Below are 13,663 nucleotides of genomic sequence, written 5' to 3' on the forward strand. Positions count from 1 at the left end.
ACGGCGGCCGGCGCGATCTCTGCGCCTGGGTTGTGCCACTCACCCGTCGGCAGCCGTCACGCAGATCTGGGCAGTTCCCAGCCGCGCTTGACCAGAGCCGCCCTGACCCGGCGCAGGATGAACGCACGACTGTGCTCGGCGACCACCTTGATATCGATCCAACCTTGGCTGTCGATGAACTCGGCCCTGCCGATGTCGTACACGTACTGCCTGCGCTCTGCACTGTGATGCGACCCCTCGTAGTCGAGGCCGACCTTCGGCTCGTCATATCCCATGTCGATGAATGCTTCGGCGAATCCATCGCTGACGCGGATCTGCGTTCCCGGTGCGGGTAGCCCGTCGTCGATGAGCATCAGACGCAACCGTGTCTCCCTCGGTGACTGGGCGCCCGCATCCATCAGGGCCAGCGATTCGCGCGCTTGTAGAATGCCCCGTGCGCCAGGATATTTGGCGGAAAGCGCCAGGACATCCTCGGCGGTCACCCCGGTCGCTCGGGCCAACGCATCCAGGTGCGCGACCGCGACGTCGCGGCGTAGGTGACGCGCCAGGTCCAGCGCGGTACGAAGCGGCGTCGTCACCGCCATCTCACCGATGGCCATGACCTCGTCGTCGCTGATCCGTTCCTCGCGAACGATGATCCCGCTCCTCGGTCTGGTGTGTTCGGTGATGATCTCGATCGGGGTGCGGCCGTCAACCCACTTCGCACCGTGCAGCGCCGACGCCGCCCTTCCTGCGATGATTCCTCGGCGCCCGGTCCACAGCCAGGCTGCCTCGGCGTTGACGAGAACGCCCGTTTCGACGCCATTCGGGATGTACACCCCGGGCTGCACGGCGCGATAGTTCCAACGCAATTGGCCGCGGGTCAACGCGCCACGTCCGATTGCCTCGGTGCCGATGAACGGATGTTTCATGCCCGGATGCTCGGGGGCGGCTCCGACAGAAAATGGCTCGGCCACCCAATTCTGCATGCCGGCTGTGGACAACCCCACTGAGCAGCCCTCACGCAGAAGTCGTCCCCCGACGTCCCGCCTCGACAAAATAGAACGTGTTCCAAAAAGTGCCCACGGCGCCGCCGCGGGCTTGCTAGCGTGACGCCCGTGATTCTGGACAGGTTCCGGCTCGACGATCAGGTGGCAGTGGTGACGGGGGCGGGCCGGGGCCTCGGCGCCGCGATGGCGGTCGCGTTCGCCGAAGCAGGCGCTGACGTGCTGATCGCCGCCCGGACACAGACCCAACTGGAGGAGGTCGCCGAGCAGGTCGGCGCCACCGGACGACGGGCGCACATCGTCGTCGCAGACCTCGCCCGCTCCGAGGACACCGCCGCGCTCGCCGCCCAGGCGGTGGAGGCGTTCGGCAGACTAGACATCGTCGTCAACAACGTCGGTGGCACGATGCCCAACGCCCTGCTGAACACGTCCGCGAAGGACATGCGCGACGCGTTCGCGTTCAACGTCGCCACCGCCCACGCGCTCACCATCGCCGCAGCGCCGTTGATGCTCGAACACTCCGGCGGTGGCAGCATCATCAACATCACCTCGACCATGGGGCGGTTGGCCGGCCGCGGTTTCGCCGCGTATGGCACGGCCAAGGCCGCGCTGGCGCACTACACCCGGCTCTCGGCACTCGACCTCGCACCGCGCATCCGGGTCAACGCCATCGCTCCCGGCTCGATCCTGACCTCCGCGCTGGACATCGTGGCCAGCAACGACTCCCTGCGGACGCCGATGGAGCAGGCCACGCCCCTGCGCCGGCTCGGCGATCCCCTCGACATCGCCGCGGCCGCGGTGTATCTCGCCTCCCCCGCCGGCGCCTACCTCACCGGGAAGACGCTCGACGTCGACGGGGGCATCACCTATCCCAATCTCGATCTGCCCATCCCCGACCTGTAGAGGACATCCATGACGATTCGAGTCGCCGCCATCGGAACCGGAAACGTCGGCAGGCACGCACTTACCCAATTGATCAACGACCCCCGGTTCGAGCTCACCGCCGTGTGGGTGTCGTCGGAGGCGAAGGCCGGCAAGGACGCCGCCGAGCTTGCGGGACTGCCGGATTCGACCGGGGTGCTGGCCACCACCGATCTGGACGCCGTGCTCGCCACGGGACCGGAGTGCGCGGTCTACACCGCAATGGCCGACAACCGGCTGACCGAGGCGCTCGAGGACTATCGACGGATCCTGGCCGCCGGGATCAACGTCGTCGGCAGCAGCGCGGTGTTCCTGCAGTACCCCTGGGGAGTGCTGCCCGACGAGATGGTGGCTCCGATCGAGGAGGCCGCGAAGGCCGGCAACGCGAGCGTGTTCGTGAACGGCATCGATCCCGGCTTTGCCAACGACCTGCTGCCGATGGCCCTGGCCGGCACCTGCCAGAGCGTCGAGCAGATCCGCTGCATGGAGATCATCAACTACGACACCTATGACAGCGCCACGGTGATGTTCGACGTGATGGGGTTCGGCGGCAGCCTCGACGAGACGCCGATGCTGCTGATGCCCGGCGTGCTGAGCTTGGCGTGGGGATCGGTGGTACGTCAGCTCGCCGCCGGTCTCGGCCTCGAACTCGACGAGGTGACCGAGACCCACGAGCGCGTGCCCGCGCCGGAGGCCTTCGACATCGCGTCGGGCCACATCGCCGAAGGCACCACGGCGGCAATCCGTTTCGAGGTCCGCGGGATGAAGGACGGCGAGGTCGCCGTCGTCCTCGAGCACGTCACCCGGTTGCGCGACGACCTCTGCCCGGACTGGCCTCAGCCGGCGCAGCCCGGCGGCAACTACCGGATCGAGATCACCGGCGAACCGTCCTACGCACTGGATCTGTGCCTGAGCAGCCCCAACGGCGACCACAACCACGCCGGCCTGGTGGCCACGGCAGCCCGTGTGGTGAACGCGATTCCGGCCGTCATCGACGCCACCCCGGGCATCGTCACCGCGCTCGACTTACCTCCCATAACCGGCAAAGGTCTGTACGCTAAGCGGTGACCAGACGCTGGGAAGGACTGTGAAGATGAAGGCTCGCCTGAGTACCCTCGCTGCTTTGCTCGTTGCCGGCGGTGCCTCCGTCGCGATCGCCGCCGCACCCGCTGCCCTCGCGCAGCCGTCGTGCGTGGAGACCGGTGGCGGTGGCGGCTTCCAGGGCGGCCGGGACACCGACTGCCAGTCGCCGGGTAACGCGCAGATCAACGACACCCCGAGCGTGTACGCCGAACCCTGGGAGGGTGGCATGCCCTGGGGTTACGGCCCGTTCGTCCTCTGACCGACCGCTGCCGCGCCGTGTGAGCCGATCGGAACCATGATGCGACGAGTTCTCCGCTGTTCCCTGACCGTGGTGGCGGGTGCCGTTGTGGCGCTCGGTAATTCGGCCGTGGCGGGGGCGATGCCCAAGTGCAGTGACGTGGGGAAGACGCTGACGTACTGCGAGACCAACGGCAGCACCCAGATCACCGCCACTCCCCCGCCCTGGAACTGGGGCGGCTGGCAGGGCGGGGGCTACTACCCGTTCGGAGGCTTCGGCTTCGTCCCGTGACCCGCGTCGCGGCGCTCTCGCACCTTGCCCGGCCCATGAGATTTCGGCTAACCTAACTTTTCTCTTCGATCACTCGGACGGAAATGGACATGGTGGTTGCCGACGTTGACGCCCGGCCGCGGCCGTTCTGGCTGTTGCTCGGGCCCGCGTTCGTCGCGGCGATCGCCTACGTCGACCCGGGCAACGTCGCAGCCAATGTCAGCGCCGGCGCGCTGTTCGGGTTCCTGCTCGTCTGGGTGATCGTCGTCGCGAACGCCATGGCGTGCCTCGTGCAGTACCTGTCCGCCAAACTCGGTTTGGTCACCGGCCGGTCGCTGCCCGAGGCCGCCGGTGCGCGGATGAGCAGAAGCACCCGGCTGACCTACTGGCTCCAGGCCGAATTGGTCGCCATGGCAACCGATCTCGCCGAGGTGGTCGGCGGTGCCATCGCGCTGTACCTGCTGTTCGACCTGCCGCTGCTCATCGGCGGCGTCATCACCGGCGCGGTGTCACTGATCCTCCTGCTGATCAGAGACCGCCGCGGACAGAGCGTCTTCGAACGGGTCATCACCGGCCTGCTGATGGTCATCGCGATCGGGTTTCTCGCCAGTCTGATCGCCGCCCCGCCACCCGTCGGAGAGGCCGCCGCGGGTCTGGTACCGCGCTTCGACGGCCCGGAGAGCATCCTGCTGGCGGCCGCGATGCTCGGCGCCACCGTGATGCCGCACGCCGTCTATCTGCACTCCGGCCTGGCCCGCGACCGTCACGGGCACGCTCCCCCGGGCCCGGTCCGTGCGCGGCTACTGCGCGCCACCCGCTGGGACGTCGGGATCGCGATGCTCGTCGCCGGTGCCGTGAACCTGTCGATGCTGCTCGTCGCCGCGACCACCCTGCAGGGGATGGACAACACCGATTCCATCGAGGGCGCGCACGACGCGGTGAGCAGCACCCTCGGGCCCACCGTCGCACTGCTGTTCGCGATCGGGCTGCTGGCGTCCGGGCTCGCGTCCTCGTCGGTCGGCGCGTACGCCGGCGCGATGATCATGCAGGGCCTGCTGCGCCGATCGGTGCCGCTGCTGGCCCGCCGACTGATCACTCTGCTGCCTGCCCTGGTCGTGCTCGCACTCGGAGTGGACCCCACCCGCGCCCTGGTGCTGTCGCAGGTGGTGCTGTCGTTCGGCATCCCGTTCGCCCTGATCCCGCTGATCCGGCTGACGAGCGACCGCGCGCTGATGGGCGCCGACGTCAACCGCCGGACCACGACAATCCTGGGCTGGGTGGTCGCCGGGCTCATTAGTCTGCTCAATGTGGTGCTGATCTACCTGACCCTGACCAGCTGAATGGTTCGGCGACACATCTACTTCGCGTACGGATCCAACCTGTCCGTCCGTCAGATGGCGCAGCGCTGCCCCGGGGCCGCCGACCCGCAGCCGGCCACGCTCGCCGACCACGACTGGCTGATCAACGAGCGCGGGGTGGCCACCGTGGAACCGGCGCCCGGCGCGGTCGTGCACGGCGTGGTGTGGCGGCTCTCGGACCACGACCTGGCCACGCTCGACAGCGCCGAGGGTGTGCCGGTGCGGTACCGGCGCGACGAGATGACCGTGCACACCCGTCACGGCAGGCAGACGGCGTGGGTGTACATCGACCACCGGGTGGAGCCCGGCCCGCCGCGCCCCGGCTATCTCGAGCGGATCCTCGAGGGAGCCCGCCACCACCGCCTGCCGACCCGCTGGATCGAGTTCCTGGAGCGCTGGGATCCCACCCATTGGCCGCAGCGCCGCAGTGAGCCGGATGCGGCGGCGCCACAGTCTCTTTCCGAGCTGTTGCAGATCCCCGGGGTGACCGAGGACTGCGTGCTGCGGTCGCGGTTCGGCTTCCTGGCCATCCACGGCGGCGGGCTGGAGCAGATGACCGACGTCGTCGCCCGNAGATCCCCGGGGTGACCGAGGACTGCGTGCTGCGGTCGCGGTTCGGCTTCCTGGCCATCCACGGCGGCGGGCTGGAGCAGATGACCGACGTCGTCGCCCGCCGCGCCGCCGACGCGGCGGGCGCGTCGCTCTACGTCGTCGCCCACCCCGACCGGTACCCGCATCATCTGGCATCGGCGCGCTACGACCCGGCCGAGTCGGAGCGGTTGGCCGAGTTCCTGGCCCACGTCGAGGTGGCGGTGTCGCTGCACGGCTACGGCCGGGGGGGCCGCAGTACCCACCTGCTCGCCGGCGGGCGGCACCGGGAACTGGCCCGCCACCNACGTCGTCGCCCACCCCGACCGGTACCCGCATCATCTGGCATCGGCGCGCTACGACCCGGCCGAGTCGGAGCGGTTGGCCGAGTTCCTGGCCCACGTCGAGGTGGCGGTGTCGCTGCACGGCTACGGCCGGGTGGGCCGCAGTACCCACCTGCTCGCCGGCGGGCGGCACCGGGAACTGGCCCGCCACCTGGCCGCGCACGTCACGGTTCCGGGCTATCAGATCATCACCGATCTGGACGCGATCCCCCGTGAGCTGCGCGGTCTGCACCCGGACAATCCGGTCAACCGGGTGCGCGGGGGCGGCGCACAGCTCGAGCTGTCGTCGCGGGTGCGGGGCATCAGCCCGCGCAGCGGCCTGCCCGGTGACGACGGCCTCGCGCCTGCGACGTCGGCGCTGGTGCAGGGGCTGGCCGCCGCGGCTCGCTCGTGGGACGTTCGCTGAGTCGTCGCGGCCTGCGCGCCGCGGAACAATCCACGTCCCCCACCGCTCCGAATACAGGATGTGGATCAACAGTGTGCAGCTGATCGGCCGGGGGCTCTTGCCCGAGGCCGAGGCGGGGCGTCCGCGCTCTACCGCACCCGCATCACCCACCTGCGTCGCGCGCCGGTGCACCACTACTTCGAGCACCGCAGCTACAGCTGGTTCGTCGACCTCGACCGGATGCCGCAGCTGCCGCGCTGGCTACGGCCGTTCGCGACCTTCGACCCCGCCGATCACCTGTGGGAGGCGCCGAACGACACCCTTCGCGGCCGGGTCGACGCGTTCCTCGCGGACAAGGACATCGACCTGGGCGGCGGCCGAGTCACCGCGTTGATGCAACCCCGCGTGCTCGGGTTCGTGTTCAATCCGCTGACCCTCTACTGGTGCCACGACGCGGCCGGGGTGCTGCGCTACGTCATCGCCGAGGTGCAGAACACCTGCGGCGATCGCCACGCCTACCTCCTCCCGCCGTCGGCCGACCGGCCCGCGATGGTGACCAAGAAGCTCTACGCCTCCCCGTTCAACGACGTCGACGGCCATTACCTGGTCAGTGCGCCGCAGCCCGACGAGAACCTCGACGTGCGGATCTCCCTGCACCGTGATCACCATCCGGCGTTCGTCGCGACGCTGCGCGGGCACCGCAAGTCGGCGGGAGTCGCGCAGATCGTCGCCATGCAGTTGGTCGCGCCGTTGGCCCCGCTGAGCAATGCGATGAGCATGCGGGTGCAGGGCACCCTGCTGCGGCTGCGCCGCGTCCCGGTGGTGCCCCATCCCAGCGAGGAGCGGGAGAAGGTGTATCACTCATGAGAGCCGGTGACACCGGATGACCAGTACGCTCGACCTCACTTCCGAGGCCACAGAGACGGTTGCCGCTAGGCTACCGCTCGTGACCGCCGAACTCGACGCATTGCTGCGCCAGGTGGCCCGCCAGGATGTGGACGCCTTCGCGGCGTTCTACGACCAGACCCGATCCCGGGTTTTCGGTCTGGTCACCCGCGTGCTGCGGGATCCGGGGTACAGCGAAGAGACGACTCAGGACGTCTACCTGCAGGTGTGGCGCAACGCCCACACCTACGACCCGGCCGCCGGCTCGCCGCTGGCGTGGCTGATGACGTTGGCGCACCGCCGCGCGGTGGACCGGGTGCGGTCCGAGCAGGCGGCGAGCACCCGCGAGTCCCGGTACGGCGCCGCCAACGTCGAACCGCCGGCCGACCACGTCGCCGACGAGGTGATCCTCGACGACGAACGGCGTCAGGTCGCCAACTGCCTGGGCTCCCTGACCGACACCCAGCGCGAGTGCATCCAGCTCGCGTATTACGACGGTCTGACCTATGTGCAGGTTTCGGAGCGTCTTGCGACGAACCTTGCCACCATCAAGTCGCGGATGCGTGACGCCATCCGCGGCCTTCGCCGATGCCTGGGGGTGACATGACCAGCCCAGAAGATCTGTTGTCGCTTGCGACGCCCTACGCGCTGCATGCGCTCAGTGACGCCGAGGTCGACGACATCGACCGCCGACTCCGCGACGCTCCGCCGGGCGTCGCCGAGGCGTTCAGCTCCGAAGTCCGCGCCGTGCGGGAGACCATGGCGGTGATCGCCGAGGCGACCGCGGTCGAACCGCCCGCCGAGTTGCGCGCCCAGGTGCTCGCGCAGATCGCCGACGACCCGGTGCGCGCCCTGCGCCCCGGCACCCCGAAGCCCCGACGGTGGACGACGTCCATGCTGGCTGCCGCGGCCGTGGTGGCCGTCGGCCTCGCCACGCTAGGCGTGGGTCTCGCGCTGCGCCCGAACAGCACGACATCGACCGCCGACCAGGTGTTCGCCGCGCCGGACGTGCGCACGGTGTCCGGTGAGATCCCCGGCGGGGGCACCGCGACCGTGGTGTTCTCCCGCGAGCGGGACTCCGGCGTGCTGGTCATGAACAACGTGCCGCCGCCCAAGCCCGGGACGGTCTACCAGATGTGGCTGGTCGCCGCGGACGGCCCGCACTCGGCGGGCACCATGGACGCCAAGGCGGTGGCACCGTCGACGACGGCCGTGCTGCCGGACCTCGGCTCGTCGCGCAGTCTGGCGTTCACCGTCGAACCGCCCGGCGGTTCGACGGAGCCGACCGGCCCGGCCTTCGCCGAACTGCCCCTGGTCTAGCTGGTCTCCAGCGTCGCCGCCGCCGACTCGGCGAGCACGTCGTCGACGTCGTGGCGTCGACGCCAGGCCTGTCGTTGCCGCATCGCACCGTTGCCGCGCTCGGCGACAGCGCCGAGTCCGGTGCTGACGAACGCGTGGTCTCCGGCCGCTTCGAGCGCGGGGCGGAGCCGCTCGATGAGCTGTTCGAGAAGCGTCCGCATCGGCCGGGCGGTCTGGCCCTGCAGGTCCACACCAGCACCGTCGAGCCCGTCGCGGGCCGCCTTCCAATAAGCGGCCTTGAGCAACCACGGCGGCAGCGGCGGCAACGGTTCACCCCGCTTCTCGTCGGCGAGCGCCGTCATCACCGCCCCCCGCACCAACGCGGCGAACAGCACGGTCTCGGCCACCGTCGCCGGCACGTCGGCGACGCGCACCTCCACCGTCGGGAAGTCCTCCGACGGCCGCACGTCCCAATAGACCATGCCGTCGTCGCGGATGACGTCGGTCTGGCACAGCATCCGCACCGCGGCGTCGTACTCCTCGGCGGAGTCGAAGTGCGGCGGCGGACCGGCACTGGGCCACCGGGCCCACAGCACGCTGCGCCAGCTCGCATGGCCGGTGTCGGCGTTGCGGTAGATCGCCGAGTTCGCGGTGAGCGCCAGCAGCATCGGCAGCCACGGCCGCAGCCGGTTGGCCACCGCGACCGCGGCTTCCCGGTCGGGCACCGCGACGTGCACGTGGCATCCGCAGATGCCCTGCTCGTGGGCGATCATGCCGAAGCGCTCGCCGATGTCGCGGTAGCGCGGCGTGTCGGTGAGCGGGAACTCCCGCGGCAAGGTCGGGGGCAGCCCCACCGCGAGCAGACGCGCGTCGGCGCGTTGCGCGGCGTCGGCGGCCGTGCGCCGAAGGTGAACGAGTAGTTCACGCAGCCCCTCGGTGGTGTGCAACACCTCCGTTGCCGTCTCCACCTGGCAGCTGGTCAGCTCCAGCTGCAGGTCCACCCCGTGCTGGGCAGCGTGGTCGGCGACCTCCCGGTTGCGGGCCACTGGCGCGCCGGATCCCGGATCGACGAGGAGGAATTCCTCCTCGACGCCGAGCGTGGGGATGTCTGCCATCAGGGCGTGCGGCCTTGAAAATTTTGATCCGGCCCGTCGGATTGTTCGACGACGGGCCGGATCTTCGCGGAAAAGACTGCAGCGTTTGTGCCCGCGCGGTATCTGCTTCAAACCTGTCCCTACGATCGGATCGTGGCCAGGAAGTATCGATTCGGTATCGGCGTCATGCGGGGCACCTCACGGGTCAAGATCACTGAATCTGCCCGGCGTGCCGAGGATCTCGGCTACGACGTGCTCCACGTGCCCGATCACCTCGGCGGACCGGCCCCGTTCCCGGTGATGACGGCGATCGCGATGGCGACCTCGACGCTGCGGGTGGGCACCTTCGTGCTCAACGCCGCGTTCTACCGGCCGGCGCTGCTGGCGCGCGACGTCGCTGCGCTGCGCGACCTGTCGGGGGGACGGTTCGACCTCGGCCTGGGCACCGGATACGTGAAGGAGGAGTTCGAGGCGGCCGGCATCCCCTTCCCGACCGCGGGCGCCCGCGTCGACCATTTGCGGCAGACCTGTGAGTACATGGCCGAGCATCTGCCCGACGTGCCGATCATGATCGCCGGCAACGGGGACCGGGTGCTGCGCCTCGCGGCACAGGCGGCCGACATCGTCGGCCTCACCGGCGGCGACCGGGCACCCAGCCCCGGGGAAGACCCGCTGGCCGACCGGATCGCGTTCGTGCGCGACGCCGCCGGCGACCGTTTCGACGACCTCGAGCTGAACATCGCGATCACGGCGATGCCGCTCGACGGGTCGGGCATGCCCGACCTCACGATTCCGCGCCACTTCCTGCCGGGCCTGTCCGACGAGGAGTTGCTGCGCCACCCCGGCGTGCTGTCCGGATCGACCGCGGACATGGCCGAGCGGATCCGCGGCTACCGGGAGCACTACGGCATCAGCTACGTGATCGTCCAGGATCGGCACGCCGAGGCGTTCGGGGACGTCATCGCGGCGCTCGGATAGCCCGCGCTACAGCCACAGGTACAGCGCGGAGAGCAACACCCACATCCCCACGCAATAGCCCTCGAACGCGGCGCGCAGCGCAAGCGGGGCGTGCCTGAGCTCCATGAAGTCGAGCCCGACCAGACGCGCCTTGAACGCGGCGATGCCGAGCACCACGACGCCCACCGCCGAGCCGGTGCCGTGTTCGGCGCCGACCGCCCAGGACACCAGCGTCGCGGCGACCAGGATGAGCCAGCTGAGGCCGGCGCGGTTCTTCAGCAGCCCGAGGACGGTCATGTCAGCTCACCAGATACAGCAGGGCGAACAGGAAGATCCACAGCAGGTCCACCAGATGCCAGAAGCAGGCGGCGCCTTCGACCAGTGCGGTCCGGGTGGCGCTCAGCTCGGTCCGGCGGGTCTGCGTCAGGACGAAGGTCAGCGCGCCCAGCCCGAGGCAGACGTGGAAGAGATGCAGACCGGTCAGGATGAAGTAATAGAGGTAGAAGTGGTTGGCGCCCGGGCCGTGTCCCACCGCGGCGAGGGAGACGTACTCGGAGACCTTGAGCGCGATGAACCCGATGCCGCAGACGATGGCCGCTGCGACGGCGCGGGTCGCCACGGCACGGTGCCCGGCGCGCATCGCGCCCAGGGCGAGCACCACCAGCAGCGAGCTGGTGAGCAGCACGAGTGTGTTGACGACACCCACGCCGACGTGCAGCGTGGTTCGCGCGGCATCGAAAACCGCTGGCGCACCGGCGCGTTCGACGAGGAAGGTGACGAAGAAGGCGCCGAAGACGGCCATGTCGCCGAACAGGAAGACCCAGGTGCCGCTCTCGCCGGGCACCCGCCGCGCGGTCGTCGTCACGCCGAGACGGCCTGCTCGGCGGTGATGGATCTGAGCATGACCGCCGTGGTCGAGAAGAGCCACACGACGAGCACCAGCCCGGGGATGTAGAAGGCGAACACCCCGTTCCACGCGAGCGGGCCGTCGTTGAAGACGACCACGACGCAGCCCGGCAGCGACAGCGTCGCCACCCAGAGGTTGAGGTAGCCGTACCACCGCGGGAACGTCGGCGGCTCGGCGGTGTCGGCGAACGCGGCGATCGCGAGGGTGATGTTCTGGACGATGATCGTGCCGACGATCCCGATGAACCACAGCCAGAACACGTCGTTGAGGGCCTGGGTGAGTTCGGCCGACCGTTCGGCAGGGCGGTAGGCGGCGACGCCGAGGAAGAACTGAGGGAAGATCAGCGCCGGCACGAACACCGTCGCGGCCATCAGCTGGGTCATCGACAGCATCCCCCAGCCGCCTTCGGCGCGCCGGATGCGCAGCACGATCGTCGCCAGGAACGGCAGTGCCAGGGCGGCGCTCAGCAGTGCGCCGGAGACGCCGAAGCGGATCCAGAGCTTGTGCTCGACGAAGAAGGCGGCGATCTCGTCGGCCGACGATGCGGGCGACAGCGGCGGGAAGAGCTGCGCGACGCCGGAGAAGCTCGCGCCGTAGAGGAGGATCATGATGCTGCCCGACCAGGCGCCGATGCGTTGCAGTGTCAGCTCCACGGACGGCACGCTACCGGCGGCTGACGCAAGTTCCGTCATTTTTGCCATAACTAACGGGATGAGCGGCACATCCGTTGCCCGGTAAGCTCCCACCGTCGCCCCCGTAGCTCAGGGGATAGAGCACGGCTCTCCTAAAGCCGGTGTCGCAGGTTCGAATCCTGCCGGGGGCACTGTTGTGGTGTCGCAAGACATCGGAATAGCCGCGGACCTACTTTAGGTCTGCGGCTTTTTCCGTTTGGGGCCTTTGGGTGCGCCGGTGGGTTGGNTGTGGTGTCGCAAGACATCGGAATAGCCGCGGACCTACTTTAGGTCTGCGGCTTTTTCCGTTTGGGGCCTTTGGGTGCGCCGGTGGGTTGGTAGTCCCTGGTGGGGTCGAGGGTGAAGTCGCGCAGGACTTCTCCGGTGGCGGCGTTGATGACGGTGATGTGGTGGTCCTGGGCGAGGATCAGGACGCGGGTTCGGTAGTGGTGGCGTCCGATGCCGATGTGGTGCAGGCNGTCGAGGGTGAAGTCGCGCAGGACTTCTCCGGTGGCGGCGTTGATGACGGTGATGTGGTGGTCCTGGGCGAGGATCAGGACGCGGGTTCGGTAGTGGTGGCGTCCGATGCCGATGTGGTGCAGGCGTCCGTTGACGCGCAAGGTGACGGCTCCGGCTTGGTCGACGCGGTCGGTGCGGACGCGGTTGTGGGTGTCGATGCGGGTTGCTGGGTCGGCTTTGGGTCGGCTGGTGTAGATGACCGCGGGGGTGGCGCGGTGGGGCAGGGAGCGGTGGGGTCGGCGGTGGTTGTACTCGTCGACGAAGGTGTCGAGTTGGGTTTGGAGCTCGGTGAGGGTGGTGGCGCGGGGTTGGCTGGTGAGCCATCTTTTGAGGGTTTGGTGGAAGCGTTCGACTTTCCCGCAGGTGGTGGGGTGGTGGGGGGTTGAGTTGATTTGGTGGACTCCGAGTCGGTGCAGTTCGGCTTCGAAGCTGTTGCGTCCGCCTTTTCCGCCGGCCAGGCGGGTGGTGAACACCATGCCGTTATCGGTGAGGGTGGAGTAGGGATGCCGTGTTGGGCAATGGCTTTGATGAACTCGTCGACGACGGTGGGGCCGGTGACGCGATGGTGTGCGGTGACCGATATCGCTAGTCGTGAGCAGTCGTCGAGCCAGCAGAGTATTTCGGTGTCGGTGCGGTTGGCCAGGCGCCAGTGGGTGAAGTCGGCTTGCCAGCGTTCGTTGGGTTGGGCGGCGGCGAAGCGGATGTAGGACGATCTCGGGCGTTTTTGGGGTGTCGGGTCGACCAGGCCGGCGGCGTGGAGGTGGCGGCTGATCGAGGCTGGGGAGACGTGGAGTCGGTGGTGGTGGCGCAGGTGCCAGGCGATGGTGTGGGGGCCCGCGTCGAGCCCTTTGCCAGTCAGGGTGCGGCGTAGCTCGATGATGAGATCGATGGTGGATTGGTCGAGCCGTCGGGGGCTGGTGTGGGGTCGTCGCGATCGTGGCTGGAAAGCGGCGTCGCCTTCGAGGGTGTAGCGCTTGATCAGCCGCGAGATCCAGCTTTGGGAGACGCCGTAATCGCGGGCGACCTGCGATTGTGAGCGGCCCTCGACGAGGACAGCGGTGATGACCAAACGCGCTTTCGACACCAGCTGAAACTGGCCGAATCACCTATGCCGATGTCTTGAGACACCCTATTCCGATGTCTTGAAACACCACACTG

Annotated in this window: 15 protein-coding genes, 1 tRNA gene and 4 pseudogenes; 13 read left to right on the forward strand and 7 right to left on the reverse strand. The window is 68.9% G+C overall.

Translation table 11 applies throughout. The features are described from left to right. Positions 1-56: 56 nt before the first annotated feature. Positions 57-911 (reverse strand): type IV toxin-antitoxin system AbiEi family antitoxin, encoded by an 855-nt coding sequence (locus MCHUDSM44219_RS20080; RefSeq protein ID WP_048419980.1) that lies wholly within the window; start codon positions 909-911, stop codon positions 57-59. Between the two features lie 186 nt (positions 912-1,097). On the opposite strand from MCHUDSM44219_RS20080, the gene MCHUDSM44219_RS20085 reads away from it, so the two are divergent. From MCHUDSM44219_RS20085 to MCHUDSM44219_RS20125, 11 genes and pseudogenes are all read left to right on the forward strand, one after another. Further along, positions 1,098-1,889: an SDR family oxidoreductase gene (locus tag MCHUDSM44219_RS20085; protein WP_048419981.1), complete on the forward strand. Its 792-nt coding sequence runs from the start codon at positions 1,098-1,100 to the stop codon at positions 1,887-1,889. Between the two features lie 9 nt (positions 1,890-1,898). Continuing rightward, positions 1,899-2,975 carry an NAD(P)H-dependent amine dehydrogenase family protein gene (locus MCHUDSM44219_RS20090; protein ID WP_048419982.1) on the forward strand — a complete coding sequence of 359 codons (1,077 nt, stop codon included), beginning with the start codon at positions 1,899-1,901 and terminating at the stop codon, positions 2,973-2,975. 25 nt (positions 2,976-3,000) lie between these two features. After that, the gene (locus MCHUDSM44219_RS20095; protein ID WP_048420032.1) at positions 3,001-3,249 is read left to right on the forward strand and encodes a hypothetical protein; all 249 of its coding nucleotides are present in this window, start codon (positions 3,001-3,003) and stop codon (positions 3,247-3,249) included. A gap of 72 nt (positions 3,250-3,321) precedes the next feature. Continuing rightward, positions 3,322-3,519, forward strand: coding sequence for a hypothetical protein (locus tag MCHUDSM44219_RS20100; protein WP_234714264.1), 198 nt, complete (start codon positions 3,322-3,324; stop codon positions 3,517-3,519). An 89-nt stretch (positions 3,520-3,608) separates the two neighbouring features. Beyond that, complete coding sequence (locus tag MCHUDSM44219_RS20105) at positions 3,609-4,838, forward strand: Nramp family divalent metal transporter (protein ID WP_109777864.1); 1,230 nt, start codon at positions 3,609-3,611, stop codon at positions 4,836-4,838. Then, positions 4,839-5,428: gamma-glutamylcyclotransferase (locus MCHUDSM44219_RS29115; protein WP_236695524.1), on the forward strand; the 590-nt coding region annotated here is incomplete at its 3' end. Between the two features lies 1 nt (position 5,429). Further along, positions 5,430-5,750 (forward strand): annotated as a pseudogene (locus MCHUDSM44219_RS31245) (poly-gamma-glutamate hydrolase family protein); the annotation flags it as partial. A 1-nt stretch (position 5,751) separates the two neighbouring features. Further along, positions 5,752-6,194, forward strand: a pseudogene (locus MCHUDSM44219_RS29580) (poly-gamma-glutamate hydrolase family protein); the annotation flags it as partial. 60 nt (positions 6,195-6,254) lie between these two features. Continuing rightward, the gene (locus MCHUDSM44219_RS20115; RefSeq protein ID WP_053081308.1) at positions 6,255-7,040 is read left to right on the forward strand and encodes a DUF1365 domain-containing protein; all 786 of its coding nucleotides are present in this window, start codon (positions 6,255-6,257) and stop codon (positions 7,038-7,040) included. Between the two features lie 16 nt (positions 7,041-7,056). After that, positions 7,057-7,665: a sigma-70 family RNA polymerase sigma factor gene (locus MCHUDSM44219_RS20120; RefSeq protein ID WP_048419983.1), complete on the forward strand. Its 609-nt coding sequence runs from the start codon at positions 7,057-7,059 to the stop codon at positions 7,663-7,665. Next, a complete protein-coding gene (locus tag MCHUDSM44219_RS20125; RefSeq protein WP_048419984.1) occupies positions 7,662-8,378 on the forward strand; it encodes an anti-sigma factor in 717 nt (238 codons plus the stop codon). Before MCHUDSM44219_RS20120 ends, MCHUDSM44219_RS20125 begins: the two co-directional genes overlap by 4 nt. Here MCHUDSM44219_RS20125 and MCHUDSM44219_RS20130 read toward each other — a convergent pair. Beyond that, on the reverse strand, positions 8,375-9,472 hold the full coding sequence (locus MCHUDSM44219_RS20130; RefSeq protein WP_048419985.1) for a glutamate--cysteine ligase 2: 1,098 nt from the start codon (positions 9,470-9,472) through the stop codon (positions 8,375-8,377). The two genes, MCHUDSM44219_RS20125 and MCHUDSM44219_RS20130, sit on opposite strands and share 4 nt — an antisense overlap. Positions 9,473-9,604: 132 nt before the next feature. Here MCHUDSM44219_RS20130 and MCHUDSM44219_RS20135 point away from each other — a divergent pair, with 132 nt between their 5' ends. Then, positions 9,605-10,429, forward strand: coding sequence for an LLM class F420-dependent oxidoreductase (locus MCHUDSM44219_RS20135; RefSeq protein ID WP_048420036.1), 825 nt, complete (start codon positions 9,605-9,607; stop codon positions 10,427-10,429). A gap of 6 nt (positions 10,430-10,435) precedes the next feature. Here the strand turns inward: MCHUDSM44219_RS20135 and MCHUDSM44219_RS20140 are convergent, their stop codons facing one another. From MCHUDSM44219_RS20140 to MCHUDSM44219_RS20150, 3 genes are read right to left on the reverse strand one after another with little or no spacing between them, the layout of a single operon-like run. Next, positions 10,436-10,705: a cytochrome C oxidase subunit IV family protein gene (locus MCHUDSM44219_RS20140; RefSeq protein ID WP_048419986.1), complete on the reverse strand. Its 270-nt coding sequence runs from the start codon at positions 10,703-10,705 to the stop codon at positions 10,436-10,438. Position 10,706: 1 nt separating this feature from the next. Next, positions 10,707-11,273, reverse strand: coding sequence for a cytochrome c oxidase subunit 3 (locus MCHUDSM44219_RS20145; RefSeq protein WP_048419987.1), 567 nt, complete (start codon positions 11,271-11,273; stop codon positions 10,707-10,709). Further along, positions 11,270-11,923, reverse strand: a complete 654-nt coding sequence (locus tag MCHUDSM44219_RS20150; RefSeq protein ID WP_048420037.1) for a hypothetical protein — start codon at positions 11,921-11,923, stop codon at positions 11,270-11,272. The genes MCHUDSM44219_RS20145 and MCHUDSM44219_RS20150 overlap by 4 nt, the downstream gene beginning before the upstream one ends. A gap of 142 nt (positions 11,924-12,065) precedes the next feature. On the opposite strand from MCHUDSM44219_RS20150, the gene MCHUDSM44219_RS20155 reads away from it, so the two are divergent. Continuing rightward, positions 12,066-12,138: transfer RNA gene (locus MCHUDSM44219_RS20155), tRNA-Arg, on the forward strand. A 327-nt stretch (positions 12,139-12,465) separates the two neighbouring features. Here the strand turns inward: MCHUDSM44219_RS20155 and MCHUDSM44219_RS31745 are convergent. Then, positions 12,466-12,981 (reverse strand): annotated as a pseudogene (locus MCHUDSM44219_RS31745) (integrase core domain-containing protein); the annotation flags it as partial. 341 nt (positions 12,982-13,322) lie between these two features. Then, a pseudogene (locus MCHUDSM44219_RS31750) lies at positions 13,323-13,589 on the reverse strand (helix-turn-helix domain-containing protein); the annotation flags it as partial. Between the last annotated feature and the right edge of the window lie 74 nt (positions 13,590-13,663).

This window comes from Mycolicibacterium chubuense (assembly GCF_001044255.1).
Classification (GTDB): Bacteria; Actinomycetota; Actinomycetes; order Mycobacteriales; family Mycobacteriaceae; genus Mycobacterium; species Mycobacterium chubuense.